General features: G+C 48.0%; 15 protein-coding genes and 1 pseudogene. 12 read left to right on the top strand and 4 right to left on the bottom strand.

Annotated elements, in window-relative coordinates; translation table 11 throughout:
- Positions 1–155 precede the first annotated feature (155 nt).
- The 4 genes from GPK89_RS15150 to GPK89_RS15165 form a co-directional block, all read right to left on the bottom strand.
- A complete protein-coding gene (locus tag GPK89_RS15150; protein WP_055227200.1) occupies positions 156–1,553 on the bottom strand; it encodes an FtsK/SpoIIIE domain-containing protein in 1,398 nt (465 codons plus the stop codon).
- Positions 1,554–1,588: 35 nt separating this feature from the next.
- On the bottom strand, positions 1,589–1,966 hold the full coding sequence (locus tag GPK89_RS15155; protein WP_215694397.1) for a YdcP family protein: 378 nt from the start codon (positions 1,964–1,966) through the stop codon (positions 1,589–1,591).
- Between the two features lie 21 nt (positions 1,967–1,987).
- On the bottom strand, positions 1,988–2,302 hold the full coding sequence (locus tag GPK89_RS15160; protein ID WP_025580204.1) for a YdcP family protein: 315 nt from the start codon (positions 2,300–2,302) through the stop codon (positions 1,988–1,990).
- A gap of 826 nt (positions 2,303–3,128) precedes the next feature.
- Positions 3,129–3,635 carry a helix-turn-helix domain-containing protein gene (locus tag GPK89_RS15165; protein ID WP_215694399.1) on the bottom strand — a complete coding sequence of 169 codons (507 nt, stop codon included), beginning with the start codon at positions 3,633–3,635 and terminating at the stop codon, positions 3,129–3,131.
- Between the two features lie 315 nt (positions 3,636–3,950).
- Between GPK89_RS15165 and GPK89_RS15170 the strand changes: the two genes are divergently transcribed.
- From GPK89_RS15170 to GPK89_RS15225, 12 genes and pseudogenes are all read left to right on the top strand, one after another.
- A complete protein-coding gene (locus tag GPK89_RS15170; RefSeq protein ID WP_215694401.1) occupies positions 3,951–4,154 on the top strand; it encodes a DNA-binding protein in 204 nt (67 codons plus the stop codon).
- Positions 4,141–5,217 (top strand): annotated as a pseudogene (locus GPK89_RS15175) (tyrosine-type recombinase/integrase). The gene GPK89_RS15170 and the pseudogene GPK89_RS15175 overlap by 14 nt, the downstream one beginning before the upstream one ends.
- Positions 5,217–5,540 carry a plasmid mobilization protein gene (locus GPK89_RS15180; protein ID WP_215694403.1) on the top strand — a complete coding sequence of 108 codons (324 nt, stop codon included), beginning with the start codon at positions 5,217–5,219 and terminating at the stop codon, positions 5,538–5,540. The pseudogene GPK89_RS15175 and the gene GPK89_RS15180 overlap by 1 nt, the downstream one beginning before the upstream one ends.
- On the top strand, positions 5,537–6,628 hold the full coding sequence (locus GPK89_RS15185; RefSeq protein WP_215694405.1) for an AAA family ATPase: 1,092 nt from the start codon (positions 5,537–5,539) through the stop codon (positions 6,626–6,628). Before GPK89_RS15180 ends, GPK89_RS15185 begins: the two co-directional genes overlap by 4 nt.
- 220 nt (positions 6,629–6,848) lie before the next feature.
- Positions 6,849–8,036, top strand: coding sequence for a plasmid recombination protein (locus tag GPK89_RS15190; RefSeq protein WP_430750612.1), 1,188 nt, complete (start codon positions 6,849–6,851; stop codon positions 8,034–8,036).
- Between the two features lie 10 nt (positions 8,037–8,046).
- A complete protein-coding gene (locus GPK89_RS15195; RefSeq protein WP_215694407.1) occupies positions 8,047–8,337 on the top strand; it encodes a TnpV protein in 291 nt (96 codons plus the stop codon).
- Between the two features lie 64 nt (positions 8,338–8,401).
- A complete protein-coding gene (locus tag GPK89_RS15200) occupies positions 8,402–9,475 on the top strand; it encodes a PDDEXK nuclease domain-containing protein (protein ID WP_215694409.1) in 1,074 nt (357 codons plus the stop codon).
- A gap of 204 nt (positions 9,476–9,679) precedes the next feature.
- Positions 9,680–10,633, top strand: coding sequence for an ABC transporter ATP-binding protein (locus GPK89_RS15205; protein ID WP_215694411.1), 954 nt, complete (start codon positions 9,680–9,682; stop codon positions 10,631–10,633).
- Between the two features lie 65 nt (positions 10,634–10,698).
- Entirely contained in the window at positions 10,699–11,784 is a 1,086-nt protein-coding gene (locus GPK89_RS15210) for an ABC transporter substrate-binding protein (RefSeq protein ID WP_252261709.1), read from the top strand.
- Positions 11,785–11,790: 6 nt separating this feature from the next.
- Positions 11,791–13,461, top strand: coding sequence for an ABC transporter permease (locus GPK89_RS15215; protein WP_252261710.1), 1,671 nt, complete (start codon positions 11,791–11,793; stop codon positions 13,459–13,461).
- A gap of 3 nt (positions 13,462–13,464) precedes the next feature.
- On the top strand, positions 13,465–14,523 hold the full coding sequence (locus GPK89_RS15220; RefSeq protein WP_215694413.1) for an MBL fold metallo-hydrolase: 1,059 nt from the start codon (positions 13,465–13,467) through the stop codon (positions 14,521–14,523).
- A gap of 16 nt (positions 14,524–14,539) precedes the next feature.
- On the top strand, positions 14,540–15,196 hold the full coding sequence (locus GPK89_RS15225; protein ID WP_215694415.1) for an HD domain-containing protein: 657 nt from the start codon (positions 14,540–14,542) through the stop codon (positions 15,194–15,196).
- Positions 15,197–15,345: the final 149 nt, after the last annotated feature.

Below are 15,345 nucleotides of genomic sequence, written 5' to 3' on the forward strand. Positions count from 1 at the left end.
TCAGAGTCTTGTTGACATACGCCGGATATGGGAGAATCCCTTGTGTATCGTGGGATTCTGCCCTGTTGTTTGATTGTTGCCTGTCGATTTGTACCCCTCTGTTAGATACGAGGGGTTCATGCTGGCGTGCCTTGCGGCACACCAGCTACAGCAGGTCAGTCCGTTTCTGCGGCTTTCGCTTCGCACGCCGCCTGCACTTCCTGCCTGCTGTCTATCAGTTTTTTTATTTCTTTGAGGAAATCGTGTCCTTTTGGCACAAGGGGCGTGTAAAATTCCGAGATAACGCTGGTTCCCACATCCACATAGCCACGCCCTTTTATCTGCTTTAGGAAGAAATCCTTTGTGGTTTCCCCGAACATCATCCCATAGCCCATTTCCGACATCCGCCCCAGAGCCACACGGAAATTAAACTGGTCACGGATTCCGTCCCCCAGATACTTTGCGTCTGGACGCTGGCAGGCGAGAATCAGGAAGAAGCCAGCCTGCCGCCCAAGCATAACGATTTGTTTTAATTTGTTGAGGACAGCGGCATTTTCCTTTGTGCCGAGCATTTCCATAAATGCCACATATTCATCAAAGATAAGGAAATTTGCAGGAAGCCCCAGATAAGCGTAATTTTCCCCTGTCCGGTAATTCTCCATGAGCTTCATGTCTTCGCTGCGTTTCATCATTTCTTCATAGAAACGGTCAATGCAGTCGAGCATATCTTCCTTTTTGTAGTACACATCCGGCATAACCGCCTGTAAATCCGCAAGGTCGGCGTTCTTTGGGTCTAACACGAACAGGACGGCGTTGGTGCGGAGCAGGGCTTCAATGAGGGTCAGGATGAAGTAGGTCTTTCCGCCGCCGGTTCCTCCGGCAATGAGCATATGGGGGAGCTTGTCATACTCCCACCAGACATTTTCCATGAGCCGGAGCCTGCCGTCCTTTGCCTGTACATCCTCAATGGAGATACGGTTCGCAATGGTATCATAGAGCAGGGTGTACTCCACATAGGAATCCTTTAATTCCTTATCCGTCAGCTCACAGTACAAGCCGCTTTCCAGCTTTCTCTCCAAGTTTAAGAGCTGTTCCTGATATTTCCCCAAGGTGATTTCCACACGGATATGGAGCAAGCCTTGTTTCATCCGGTAGTAGATTTTGGGAAAGTAAGTGATGGTTTCTTTGGAACGGCTGGAAGACAAGTCCTTGAAAAAAGCGTCCTCCTTTCTCTGCTCCGATTCATACCACTTGTTTTCCAACACCATCCTTGCCAGCTTTTGGCGGTGGATGAGCTGCTTTACTTCATCCCTGCGGTATCGCCAGAACAGAAGAACTGCTGTAAGGCACACCAGCCCTGCCACGCCCATGCTAAATAGCAGATAAGGGATATTTACATCCTGTACTATCTGGGAGAGGGACACTTCCTGCCAGTTGGTTCCGGCAATCTGCCCGATATGAAACAGCAGGACAACCAGCAGGAAGACAGGGAGCAGAGAAGCAAGGGCAGTATAGAATACAAGGTCTTTATCCGTGGGACGGATACGTTTTCCACGGGGGAAAAGCTGCTTCATAGGAACAATCCTCCTTTCGTTTTTTTATGTTCCTGTTATTTTGCAGGGGGAACGTCTTTCTTTGGTGGCTGCGGATTCATGGCAGCCCCTTTTTTCAGAACAATATCCTCCGCCTTGATGTACCAGTCTACCTCTGCTCCCTGAAAGGTAGCCGTTGCCACGGTATCTGCCACAGGATTGATAAGTTCCACCTCTGCATTGTAATCGAACTCCTTTAATGGCATGCTGGCAGGGATGGAAACCTGAATCATACGCCCCTGTCCTCTGGATTTTAAGTCATAGGTACGCTCCTTGATTTCTTCTGATACCGAGCCGTCTTCATTCTGGAGGTGAACCTCACGGCGGAGGGCAGAAAATTTCAATGCCCCGAAAGTTGCTTCCTTGTCAATCACGATTCCGTTTGCTAATCTCATAGTCTGATGTCCTCCTTTTCCTTATGCTTTTACCATATCGTCAGCGTGCAAAATGTAGTTGGTAAAGCCCCTTGTGCCGATTTTATAGCCCTCTGCGGTGATACGTGGATTGACGAGCTTCACACGTTCCTCAAAGTCAAAATGTTTCTCTCCGGCTTCGGCAGGGAGGATAACCACAATATCATCCGCCCTCTGTACGTCTGAATAAAGATTGAAGCTGCGGGAGAGTACCGTCATGCGTCCATTGATTCTTCTCTGTTCTGTCTTGTCTTCTCCGGCAAACTCCAAGTTGCCGAATGTCTTTTCCATGTTGGGGATAACGAATTTTAATTCCATATAGATATACCTGTCCTTTCTGAATGTTGTGTTTGATGGTTAGTTTTAGGTTCCGGTTTGAAAGTCGGAGGTGAACGCTCCGGCGGTGGTGATTTCTTCGTGGTATCACATCCTTTCTGGGACTATTGAAGAAATTACAGGGTTGTGATATTATCTAGGTGTTAAAAATTAAATCGTCATGGTTAGGATTGTTAGCTTGTGTTTTTTCATGTAGCTCTGTCATGTACTCCCAACAACTTAAAAGTAGATTTCAGTGGAGATTTATAATATCAGGAGGTACGCTTATGACAATAATAACAACTGTAAAAAGCATTATGGTGGGCGACGGAATTTCTGGGAATTTTTGCTAAAGTGTGCAGGGGCAATGGAAAAAATTACGGCTGGCATGACATGAAGAATCCGGGAGGGTCAAATCTCCAATTCCCATCGGGGCTGTTTTCAGCCCCATTTAATTTTGAAACAAAAAATAGACGCCCATTGTTGAACGTCTATTTTGGGATGATATTGAGGTTTGCTGGTCTATCTTATAAAATCTGAATGTACTTCGATTGCATTTTTATTGCATTTTTAATTTGTTTTCATATAGATTTTAGTGGTTGATAGTTCCTGAAAATGCCTTAAAATCAATGATTTTCACTTATATGGCATACTGTCTGTCTGGAGTTTGAATAATTTGAAATCGTTGATAATCATTGCAGTAACGATAAAATTTGAAACATTGATAGTTGTTTGATACTGCTTTGATACTAACTGAAAATTATTCGCCACTGAGAGACGCAGAACGCCCTCTGAAAAACGGTAAGTTTTTCAGAGGGCGTTTTTGTCTCTATTTTTCTTTTCGCCACTTTCTGTGGTATGTTTCAGGATAACAGGCATCAGCAGTTGCAGGCCAGTTGAGTCTCCATTCGGTGTATTCTTCTTGTGTAATTTCTCCATTTGCAAGTTGCTCTTTGCGCAACTTCCATTCCCCTAGATAGTCTTCCATACGGTCATAATCATAAATAATAGCGATGCGTTTTTGGGGCTGCTGAGAACCACTGTCATCAAGCACATCGACTAGTCTAATACCGGGATGTTGGTCGTCTTGATCGAAAAGAGTATACATAACATCTTCTGCGCAATACATATCAGGTTCATAAAGAGCATAGAAGCTGACATCTAAGGCATCCGCAAATTTATGAAGTAAAGCATCTTTAGGCTTACGGGTATTGCTTTCGTATTGTGCGATACGAACATCGGCGCCTCGTTTATTAAATCCAACTGCAACGCCTAACTCCTTTTGAGTCATACCGCGAAAGACGCGCGCTTTCTTTATTCGATCACCAATTGACAACGTTAATAACTCCTTCGTACTGTGAGTGTACAAGCGCAGCATTGCACGAACGACTGCATGAGTATTATACCATTAAACTATTAAAATCGCAACAAAAATTTAACAAAAAAGTTTAGGAAAAATGAGCTTAGATAATTGACTTAACTAGATATGCTTAGTATAATGGAGAAAACGTTAAACATATAAGCTTAGTCAAAAAAGACTTAACTGGCAAAAGGTCAAGCTTCAAATAGGAAAGGACTATGTGGGGCGACATAGGTGTGAAGCGTCAATCATTCAGCCAGTTGAAATAAATATTTGAATGAGGAACATAAAATGGACAAAAGCATTTTTATCAGAGCGGACGAACTTGCCGCAGAATTGGACGTTTCTAAGGCATTGGCTTATAAGATGATCAACCAGTGGAACGAGGAACTGAAAGCCAAAGGCTATACCACTGTGGGTGGCCGTGTAAGCCGCCAGTACTATTACGAAAAGATTTACGGTGCGGAAAAGGAGAAAGCCGATGCCTGCGTATAAGGATGCCCAAAAGGGTACATGGTATGCAGCCTTTTACTATCAGGATTGGAAAGGCATCAAGAAAAAGAAATTAAAGCGCGGCTTTCCCACAAAGAAAGAAGCCTTGGCGTGGGAACGCACATTTCTTCTTCAGCAGGCTGCTGACTTGACCATGACATTTGAAGCCTTTGTAGAAATCTATATTGTTGACAAGCAGAACCGTCTGCGTGAGAATACATGGTCTACTAAAGAGCATATCATTCGCACTAAGATACTGCCGTACTTCAAAGAAAAACGACTTTGCGATATTAAACCGCAGGATGTCATCGCGTGGCAGAATGAATTGCTGAACTACCGCGGCAAAAACGGAAAACCGTATTCTCCAACGTACTTGAAAACGCTGCACAGTCAATTCAGTGCGATTCTGAACCACGCGGTACGATTCTATGGGTTGAACAAAAATGCAGCAACGACTGCGGGCAATATGGGTTCTTCCAAGCACCAAGAGATGTTGTTCTGGACAAAAGAGGAATATCTCAAATTTGCAGAAGTGATGATGGACAAGCCGTTATCTTACTATGCGTTTGAAATCCTCTACTGGTGCGGTATCCGCGAGGGAGAACTGCTGGCGCTGACACCTGCCGATTTCGATTTGGACAAAGGGCTACTCTCTATCACAAAATCCTATCAGCGTTTGAACGGCAAAGATGTGATTACAGACCCCAAGACCCCAAAAAGCGTTCGGGTCGTTCAGATGCCGGATTTTCTGACAGAGGAAATCCGAGATTATCTGAAATCAATCTACAAGGTGAAGCCGACTGACCGAATTTTTGATGTGACGAAGTATTATTTACACCATGAAATGGACAGGGGCGCTAAAGAGGCCGGGGTCAAGCGTATCAGAATCCACGATTTGCGGCATTCTCATGTGTCGCTGCTGATCGAGATGGGATTTTCTGCGGTAGCCATTGCGGACTGAGTGGGGCATGAAAGCATTGATATTACCTACAAGTACGCGCACCTATTCCCGTCAAAGCAGCAGGAAATGGCGGCCAAATTGAACATAGAAAGAGAGGAACAGTAATGGAAAAAACTTTAGACCGACAAGGGCGCTGGCGCAGCAAGACTGTAGCTTTCCGCGTATCGCCGGAGGAAAACAACCAAATCGAAATTAAAGTACGTCTTTCCGGACTGACAAAGCAGGACTATATCGTTAGTCGGCTGACAGATCGAGAAATTCGGGTGGTTGGAAATCCGAGAGTTTACAAAGCCCTGAAAAATCAGATGGCGGACATTTATGCAGAGTTGCAGCGCCTTACATCAGCACAGGAAGTCGCGCCGGATATGCTAGAAACATTGCAGATGATCGCAATCACACTGAACGGTATGAAAGAGGACGGCGAATGACCGAAACAAAGAAAACGACCACACCGAATGCATCTGTTGGCGCAGATGCGGTGCAGCCGTTACTAAAAAATAGCACCAATAGTATAACAGACTCTAGCAACAATTGCAATCTGAAAACCATATCCATGACAGAACTGTATGATACAGTTTACCCGCCGCGCAGACCTATCGTAGACAATTTGCTGTACAGCGGAACCTACCTGTTCGTGGGCGCTCCCAAAATTGGAAAGTCGTTTTTTATGGCGCAGCTTGCGTACACAGTAGCAACCGGGTTGATCCTGTGGGAATACGAAGTCCACCAAGGAACCGTTCTATATTTAGCATTGGAGGACGATTATGCTCGATTGCAGCGGCGGTTATCCAGAATGTTCGGCGTAGAGGAAACCGACAATTTATACTTTGCAACACAGGCAAAATCCGTTGTCGGTGGTTTGGACGAACAGCTTGAAGAATTTGTCAAGGCTCACCCCACTGTCAGGCTGATTATCATTGACACCTTGCAGAAAGTCCGCGAGGTAAGCGGTGAGTGTTACAGTTATGCCAGTGACTATGAGATTGTGACAAGGCTGAAAAAATTCAGTGATAGTCATGGTATCTGCTTGTTGGTCGTACACCATACGCGGAAGATGGAAGCAGGGGATAGCTTCGATATGATCTCCGGCACGAATGGTCTGCTGGGCGCAGCGGACGGCGCGTTCATTATGCAGAAAAAGCGGCGAACGGATAATATTGCCACACTCGATGTTGTCGGACGCGACCAGCCGGATCAGGAACTGACGCTGGAGTTTGACCGGGAACGGTGCGTGTGGAATTTCCAAGGTGCGGAAACGCAACTCTGGAAACAACCGCCAGACCCAGTGCTGAAAGCTGTTTCAAAGATTTTCCTTTCAGCAGGCTCTGCATGGTGTGGAACACCAACGGAGTTGTTGGCTCTGCTGCCGGACGTGAAAATCCAAGCAAATGTTCTGACCCGAAAATTAAATGTGAGTGCTGACCGTCTTTACAATGACTATGGAATCCGCTATGAAAGTAAACGCACACATGATGGACGCACGGTCTGCCTGAAATTGGAACAGCCGAAAGCGTGACGATATGTGACGGTCGTGACGGTATTTTGGGGCGCAAGCCCGACAGCAAAAATACCGTCACCATCGTCACGACCGACACGGAAGAGGTAGCAAATATTCTTTTTCCAACAGGTAGCCCCGCAGGGCGCAAAGGCGCTTTTGATACGAAGTGTCAAAAGTGCTTTTGCGTTACTCTTGGCAAGAGTAACAGAACCGTGCCGGCTTGCGCCGGAGATAAGGAGTGGATTTGAAAAGGACAATCAGTGCAATGGTGGGAAAAGGCTCCCTCAACCATAACAGCCGTGAATTTTACGCATCCAACGTAGATCCCAACCGCAGCCATCTGAATATAGAGTTTTGCCGCGAGGATATACGAAACGTCTACCACGAACTGTTCGATGATGCGCAGGAAAGATTCAATGCTAAACAGACCCGAAATGACCGTAGGATTGAGGATTACTACGAGAAAATCTGTTCCTCAAAACAGGAAAAGCCTTTCCATGAAATTGTCTTACAGATTGGAAATAAGGACGATACAGGCATCCATACGGAACTGGCAGAAACGGCTAAACAGTGCTTGATTGAATATGCGAACAGATTTCAAGCACGCAACCCAACGCTCCGCGTGTTCTGGAGTCATCTGCACATGGACGAAGCAACGCCCCACATACATATAGATTTCGTGCCGCATATCACGGGCAGCAAACGCGGCATGGATACGCGCGTGTCGCTTAAACAGGCGCTTTCGCAACTTGGCTTCAAGGGCGGTACGCGCAGCGCTACCGAGTGGAACCAGTGGGCGCAGAGTGAAAAACAAGTGCTGGCAGAGATTATGTTGGAACACGGTATTGAGTGGGAGCAGCTTGGAACGCACGAGGAACATCTATCCGTTCTGGACTATAAAAAGCAGGAGCGCGCCAAAGAGGTTCGAGCATTGGACACTACCATCGCGGAAAAGCAAACGCAGGTAGACGAAATCGAGCAGACGCTGCAATCGGTGCAAAAACAGGTCATTGACATTGACAAAATCGAGAATATCAGCGTGAAAAAGGCATTACTAAGCGACAAGGTAACGCTCCCACGCAGTGATTTTGAAAATCTGCTGAACGCTGCCAAGCAGTATGTTGTCTACCGCCGTCAAGATGATCGTCTACAAGGGCTTCTGGACGCTGCAAATGCTAAAATCATGCAGTTGGAAAGCGTTGTTGACGAACTGAAGCGAAAAGTTTCCGGGTTGGTAGACGAACTTAGCAATATTGAATTTTGGCATAAGCGAGAACTGGACGAAGTTAAATCCGAGAGCAGGGAAGTACGCCGTGAAAATCTTATGCTGAAGCGTGAGCAAAAAGGCTTGATGAACCTTTTGCAACGGTACGGTATTGACCCTGCAAAAGAAAGAACCCGCGAACAGGAACGTGACGAAAGATAAGGAGTTCAACATGACTTATAACGATTTAGGTTGCTGGGCAAATATGCGCCTTGCATTTATCAAGCAGTACCGCCCGCAACTGTACCAAAGCCTACTGAAAGAAAATAAGTTGCACAGCTACTTGGTAGAATTTGACCGCCAAGTGCAAGACACGCTGATTTTAACTGAGGAACAGATGCGTCAGGCAGAGGGCATCACTGATGAACTGAAACGGCAGGATCAGCTTGAATGGGTATGCCGTATGAACAACATACGCAGCCGCGTTGAAGAAATCGTAACGAATGAATTAGTCTACGAATAATTCTGTTGCAGTTTGGATTTGAATAAGGTATTATAAAATCAGACATTCTTATGTGGAGGATGCTATGAAACAAGAGCTAAATTTACTGGACGGATACACCCCTACAAACGATTTGCTCAATGATGCAAAGCAGATTATTGAGGTATCCCAAAAGGCTGCATACAGAGCCGTAAATCTGGCGCTGGTGCAGCGCAACTGGCTGTTGGGGTATCGTATCGCACAGGAAGAATTAAATGGAGAAGACCGTTCCGAGTACGGCAAAGGTATTATTAAGAATCTGGCAGACGAATTGACGGCTGTCTACGGTAAGGGCTTTGATTTCGGCAGCCTTTATAAATATTGCCGCTTTTACAAATTGTACCCTGAGATTTTGGACTCAGTGAGTCCAAAATCTAGTATGCTACTATCTTGGACGCACTATCGTGTATTATTACAGGTCGAGGATAAAGCCGCCCGTGACTGGTACACGAAAGAGGCCGCAGAGCAAACGTGGAGTGTCCGCACGTTGCAGCGCAACATTTCCTCGCAGTATTACTATCGGCTACTGAAGTCCCAGAACCCTGAGCCGGTCAAGCAGGAAATGGAAAAGCTGACTGCCGGTTACCAAGCGGACAAGCTAGAGTTCATCAAGAACCCGATGATTACCGAGTTCTTGGGGCTTTCCGGCAGCACGGATTTTACCGAGAGTAAACTGGAAAGTTGCATCATCACGAACATTCAGAAATTCCTCATGGAATTGGGCAAGGGCTATGCCTTTGTAGCCCGCCAGCAGCATATCCACACAGAGAAAGAGGATTACTATATCGACCTCGTGTTCTATAACTATATCCTCAAATGCTTTGTACTGGTCGATCTGAAAACCAGCAAAATCACCCATCAGGACGTGGGTCAGATGGATATGTATATCCGAATGTATGACGAACTGAAGCGCGGCGAGGGCGATAACCCGACCATCGGCATTGTCCTTTGCTCCGATACGGACGAGGACATCGCCAAGTATTCTGTCCTCCACGGCAATGAGCAGCTTTTCGCCAGTAAATATAAGCTGTATCTGCCCACAGAGGAAGAACTGCGCGCAGAGATTGAAACGCAGAAAGAAATGTTCTATTTGCAGGAAAAATCTGAGACCGATATGTAAGTTCTACTATTTATAGAGCTATATGTAAGCCTTCACGTTACACAAAAAGTGCGGTGAAGGCTTTTTTATTTGTCAAAAGTCAAAATAAGAATACAAGCTTTTCACCACAAACATAAACTTTACAGAGGCTTTACGGCGCTTATGTTGTTTTTGCGCAGGTAAGAGAGTATTTTAATAAAAGTGATTACAACACAGGAGCAAGAAATGAAAATTGTTTTAAAAAACATAACAAAAGCATTCGGCGTAAAGACTGTGATACAGCCAACGGACCTGACTATCCATAGCGGCAGCCTTACCACGCTGCTGGGACCCTCCGGCTGCGGAAAGACTACACTGCTGCGCATGATTGCAGGACTGGAAACACCCGACAGCGGCGAAATATTGTTTGGGGAACGCTGCGTGTTCTCTGCACAGAAGAAGCTCAACATTCCCCCGGAACAGCGTGGTTTGGGTTTTGTCTTTCAGGACTTTGCGCTTTGGCCACACATGAATGTATACGAAAATGTTGCGTTTGGTCTGCGCGCGGCCAATCGTACCGACGGCTTGGATAAAAAGGTTCGTGATGCCCTGCACGCGGTTCGTCTGGATGACTTCGCCGACAGGTTCCCGCACCAGCTTTCCGGCGGACAGCAGCAACGCGTGGCCTTTGCACGCGCCATTGTCATTCAGCCATCCTGCATCCTGTTCGATGAACCGCTTTCTGCGCTGGATGCACTGCTTCGGGAAGAAATGCGCATAGAGTTGCGAAATCTGATTACCAATCTCGGAATCACAGGCATTTTCGTCACGCATGACCAGATCGAGGCTATGAGTATGAGTGATGCAATCGCTGTCTGCCATGCTGGAAAAGTAGAACAGTATGGCGCGCCGGAGGATGTCTATGCCGCACCGGCTACCGAGTTTGTGGCAAAATTCATCGGTTCTTCCAACTGGATCGATGAGCATCATATGTTCCGCCCGGAACAGGCAGATACCTTGCCGCAGGATGATACGGTTCGATTTGATACGACTGTTAAATCAGTGCAGTTTTTGGGCAGCAGTTATCAGCAACAGCTGGAATATAAGGGCAAAGAATGGTCGTACATCAGCCACCAAAAAAATGCTATAGGCTCGGTCCTTTCGCTGTATCTGCCCAAAGCGGCGATTGTTACCGTATGAATTTGCTTTCCGCCGCAGGTGCGGCATTATATAGATGATTTGTGAGAAAGAAACGAGGAAAAGTTATGAATTGTAAGAAAATGATGACATCCCTTACCGCCGCAGCACTTTGTGTCAGTCTTGCCGCTTGCGGCAGCACCGGCGCAGCGTCCGGTGCTGCTGCTTCTTCTGAAAGCACCGCAGCAGAGTCTGCGGCTACCTCTGAGGCTGCACCGGCAGAATCTGCTGCTGAAACTACCGGCAGCGGAAAAGTGACTGTCTATATGCCTTCCCCCGCAGGACTGGCGGATAAACTGGCAGAAGGCTTTACCGCTAAGACCGGAATTGAGGTCGAACAGTTCCAGGGAACAACGGGTGAGATTCTTGCCCGTCTGGAAGCAGAGCAGGCAAACCCGGTAGCCGATGTCGTCATTCTGGCAAGCTGGTCGGACGGTCTCTCTATGAAGGCTGACGGGCAGCTGGAAAGCTATACGCCTACCAATGCAGACAAAATCGTGGATGGCTGGATCGATGCAGACAATGAGCTCTTCGGTTATAGCGCATCGGCTGTCGGTGTCATCTACAATACGACGGTTTTCCCCACGATGGACGCCGACTGGAGCGAGCTGGGCAATGCCGAATACAAGGATCAGCTTGCCATTCCCGACCCGGAAAAGTCCGGCGCCTGCAAGGACTTTGTGGCCGGTTATGTTACGAATAACGGCTGGACAGATTTTGAAGCAATGGCTGCCAACGGCATGAAAGTCCCCGGCGCCAACAAAGCGGCTCTGGAGGCTGTCACTACCGGTGAGGTCGGCGCACTGGTTGCCGGTGTAGACTACAATGCCTATTCTTCCAAGGCGAAGGGCGAGCCCATCGACATCTACTATCCGGCAGGCGGTACGGTTGTCAACCCTCGTCCAGCTATGATCCTCAAGACTGCCCCGAATATGGACAACGCCAAGGCGTTCGTGGATTACCTGTTCAGCGATGAGGCACAGGAGCTTGTTGCCAAGGCTTATCTGCTGCCGGGCCGCAGTGATGTGAAGTGCGACAGCCGCAGCAATCTGGAGGACATTCCCCAGATTAAGCCGGATTGGGAAAAGATGATGGCCGAAGCCAGCGAGGATTCGGCAAAGGTCAATGAACTGTGCAGCGCCAATAACGGGTAAAAGTATATGAAAAAGATGATCCGCCCCCGCAGGGAACTCCTGCTGGCTGTACTGGCCCTGTTGCTGGTATTCTTGATCGTCTGCCCGGTGGTTTCGATTTTTGCCAAGGCGGTCATCTATGATGGCCGCCTTGACCTTTATCGTACATGGCAGACGCTTTCCCAAAGTGAAAATGCACAGATGATTGCCAACTCTTTATTGCTGGGCGTGTTGGTTGTGCTGCTGTCCACGGTTATTGCAGCACCGCTGGCGTATTTGTTCTCGCGCACGAAGTTTGCAAAGTACCGTGTCTTTGACATTATCTTTATGATTCCTTTTATGACGCCGCCCTATATTGCCTCTATGGGCTGGATCTTGTTCATGCAGAAAAAGGGACTTTTGCAGCAGCTGATTCCCGCCGCAGCGGGTTCGGAGAACGTGTTCTTCACGCTGGGCGGGCTGGTGATGGTTATGAGCCTGCACGTTTTCCCGTTTATGCTGACGATCCTTAAAAATGCTATGCTCAACATTCCGTCCAGTCTGGAAGAAGCCGGGGCGGTATTTGGCGCAGGCTTTGGTGCGCGGCTTCGCAAGGTGTTTCTGCCGCTGCTCAGCGGCAACTATGCCATCGGCGCGTTGCTGGTATTTGTCAAAACGCTTTCTGAATACGGCACACCGGCGACACTGGGGAAACGTATCGGTTTTGAAGTGTTTACTACGGAAATCCATCGCCATGCCACCGTTGCGCCCATCGACTTCGGTGGTTCTGCAGCGTTGTCCAGCGTACTGGTGGGCATCTGTCTGTGTATGTGGTTCTTGCAGAACTACATCACTACGCGTAAAAGCTACAATCTTGTCAGCGGCAAGGGCAGCCGCCGCGTGGAACAGAAGCTAAGCCATTCTGCGACAGCCGCCGCGTGGGGATACATTGTGCTGGTGCTGGCTGTGGCCGTGGGCATCCCATACTTTTCAGTCATTTCGACATCGCTGATCAACCTGCGCGGGTACGGCCTGACACCGGGCAACTTTACGCTGGCGCACTATGCTGAACTGTTTACCGAGAACACAAAAGGCATCAGCGCACTGAAAAATAGCATCTTCTTGGCAGTTACGTCTGCTACAATATGCGCGGTATTGGGTACGCTGCTGGTGCTAGCCGTGCGCGGTTCACGTTCGCGCCTGCGCAAAGTCGTGGAGGCTATCGGCCTTTTGCCGGAAATGCTGCCGGGTATCGTGCTGGTTATCGGCATCATGCTGTTCTGGAATCAAATTTATCATGTCCTGCCGCTGTATAATACGATGGGCATTATGGTGCTGGCCTATGTTGTGCTTTTCTTGCCGTACACCGTGCAATATGTCACATCCTCGTTTACACAGATAAGCGACAGCCTGATTGCTGCGGGGCGTGTATTTGGCGGCAAACCACTGTATATCTTACGGCATATCACACTGCCACTTATCAGCCCCGGTATTGCAACCGGCTGGATGATGACTTTTATAATTGCTTTCCGTGAACTAGTCACGGCCAGCCTGATCGCGCCGCCCAACACGCTGGTGGTGTCTACGTATATCATGCGCGAGTTTGAGCAGGGCAGTGTTTCGGTAGGGATGGCTATGGCGGTGCTGTGTGTGCTGTTTACTACAACGGCACTGCTGGCACTGAACGCAGCCATAGACCGCAGCAGCAAAAGGGAATAAGCCATGGAACTGTATATTGCCGGAGGCGTTGGAGAACACGGTCGCAACTGCTTTTTCCTGCAAAATGGGGGAGACGCGATTCTTGTGGACTGTGGTCTGATGGCGGGTAGTGATGACCCGCTGCCGCGCTTGACAGAAAGTCAAATTCGTAAACTAAAAGCGGTATTTCTGACGCATAGTCATGCCGACCATACAGGAGCATTGCCGTGGCTGCTTCGGCAGGGGTATACAGGACCAATCATTTCCACAACACCCACATTGCAGCAGCTACCGTTTATTGTACAAAATGCAGTGGCGTTGGAGCAGGTAGCCCCTCGCAATGAAAAATGTAATGGCATAACGTGGGGACTTTCCGGGCACTGCGAGGGCAGTGTGTGGCTGAAATTGGATTGGGATGATAAGGCGATTCTTTTCTCGGGCGATTATACTGAGCAAAGTGCGGTTTATCCCTGTGACGTTCTGCGCCATCAAGTGGCTGACCTTGCCGTACTGGACTGCGCGTATGGGCATGACTCTACCCCGTGGAATGACAGCGTGACCGCAGCAGCTGCGGCAGTAGAAAATCTGCTGGAAAAAAATCCAATCGTCTTTTTGCCTGTGCCGAAATATGGACGTGGTCTTGATCTTCTTTTACAGATACGACACAGACTACCCTATGTTCCGATGTATGGAGACGCACATTTTTGCAAGCAGACAGAGATAGCTCTTGTTGACGGAAAGTGGTATAAACCGTTGCCGCAGCGAATACTCCGCAGTGTGCGGCCGGACGCAGCGGAAAACGAAGGCGTGGTGTTTTTGAGCGACCCACAGCTACGCGGCGCAGTGGGGGAGCGTGCCAAAGAACTGTTAGAACAAGGCGCAATGGGCATAATGACCGGCACGCCGGATGCAGGAAGTTTCAGCTCTGCACTGCTGGCCGAAAAGAAAATGGAATTTTGGCGCTATCCGGTGCATCTGAATGAAACGCAATGCAGGGTATTGGCAGAAAAAAACAATTTTTCGCAGGTGCTGCGCTATCACAGTCCGAATTTTGCATCCCCCCACAGAATCACCATGAAATGATTGGAATGGAAGTGCTATGACATACAAAGAAATACGTGCAAACGAAGAAGTCAACGCCTTATTGGATAAGGGCAACAAGAATCTGGGATTGCTTGGATTCACGGACCACTCAAAGGCGCATTGTACCCATGTTGCGGAAACGGCGGGGCATATTTTGAAAAAATTCAATTATGATGCTCACGACATTGAATTGGCAAAAATTGCAGGGTATATGCACGACATCGGCAATGCCATCAACCGTACTCATCATGCCGAATACGGAAGTTTGCTTGCCAATGAGATTTTACGCTGCAGTGACCTTTCTGCGCAAGACCGCATCACGATCGTTTCCGCGATAGCGAACCACGATGAATCCACGGGCGGCGCAGTGGATGCCATATCTGCCGCGCTTATCATTGCGGACAAAACCGATGTGCGCCGCAGCCGTGTGCGTCAAAAACCGAAAGCAGCCTTTGACATTCATGATCGGGTGAACTACGCGGTCACGGATCAGACTTTGAAAATCAACGCCGAAAAGCGCGTGATTTCTTTGAATCTTCAACTGGACACGGGAATCTGTTCTATGTATGAGTATTTTGAGATATTTCTGGGACGTATGCTGATGTGCCGTGGTGCAGCTGAACTGTTGGATGCGACTTTCAAATTGACTGCCAATGGCGCTAAGGTGTTGTGAAATCGAAAAGCCTCTGCCGACACCCAAACCGGGTATCGACAGAGGCTCATTTCGGATTTTACTGATGCTTTACCGATGCTTAACGAGAATGTGGTTGCACTTTTTTCATTTGTCTGCTACGCTTAGTTACGAATATAAAAATACAACAG

Source organism: Gemmiger formicilis (assembly GCF_018784445.1).
Taxonomy (GTDB): Bacteria; Bacillota; Clostridia; order Oscillospirales; family Ruminococcaceae; genus Gemmiger.

Bases quoted from the DNA above. Each gene is read 5' to 3' on its own strand.
- GPK89_RS15150 (WP_055227200.1), bottom strand. From the start codon at position 1,553: ATGAAGCAGCTTTTCCCCCGTGGAAAACGTATCCGTCCCACGGATAAA.
- GPK89_RS15155 (WP_215694397.1), bottom strand. From the start codon at position 1,966: ATGAGATTAGCAAACGGAATCGTGATTGACAAGGAAGCAACTTTCGGG.
- GPK89_RS15160 (WP_025580204.1), bottom strand. From the start codon at position 2,302: ATGGAATTAAAATTCGTTATCCCCAACATGGAAAAGACATTCGGCAAC.
- GPK89_RS15170 (WP_215694401.1), top strand. From the start codon at position 3,951: ATGGACAAAAGCATTTTTATCAGAGCGGACGAACTTGCCGCAGAATTG.
- GPK89_RS15180 (WP_215694403.1), top strand. From the start codon at position 5,217: ATGGAAAAAACTTTAGACCGACAAGGGCGCTGGCGCAGCAAGACTGTA.
- GPK89_RS15185 (WP_215694405.1), top strand. From the start codon at position 5,537: ATGACCGAAACAAAGAAAACGACCACACCGAATGCATCTGTTGGCGCA.
- GPK89_RS15195 (WP_215694407.1), top strand. From the start codon at position 8,047: ATGACTTATAACGATTTAGGTTGCTGGGCAAATATGCGCCTTGCATTT.
- GPK89_RS15200 (WP_215694409.1), top strand. From the start codon at position 8,402: ATGAAACAAGAGCTAAATTTACTGGACGGATACACCCCTACAAACGAT.
- GPK89_RS15205 (WP_215694411.1), top strand. From the start codon at position 9,680: ATGAAAATTGTTTTAAAAAACATAACAAAAGCATTCGGCGTAAAGACT.
- GPK89_RS15210 (WP_252261709.1), top strand. From the start codon at position 10,699: ATGAATTGTAAGAAAATGATGACATCCCTTACCGCCGCAGCACTTTGT.
- GPK89_RS15215 (WP_252261710.1), top strand. From the start codon at position 11,791: ATGAAAAAGATGATCCGCCCCCGCAGGGAACTCCTGCTGGCTGTACTG.
- GPK89_RS15220 (WP_215694413.1), top strand. From the start codon at position 13,465: ATGGAACTGTATATTGCCGGAGGCGTTGGAGAACACGGTCGCAACTGC.
- GPK89_RS15225 (WP_215694415.1), top strand. From the start codon at position 14,540: ATGACATACAAAGAAATACGTGCAAACGAAGAAGTCAACGCCTTATTG.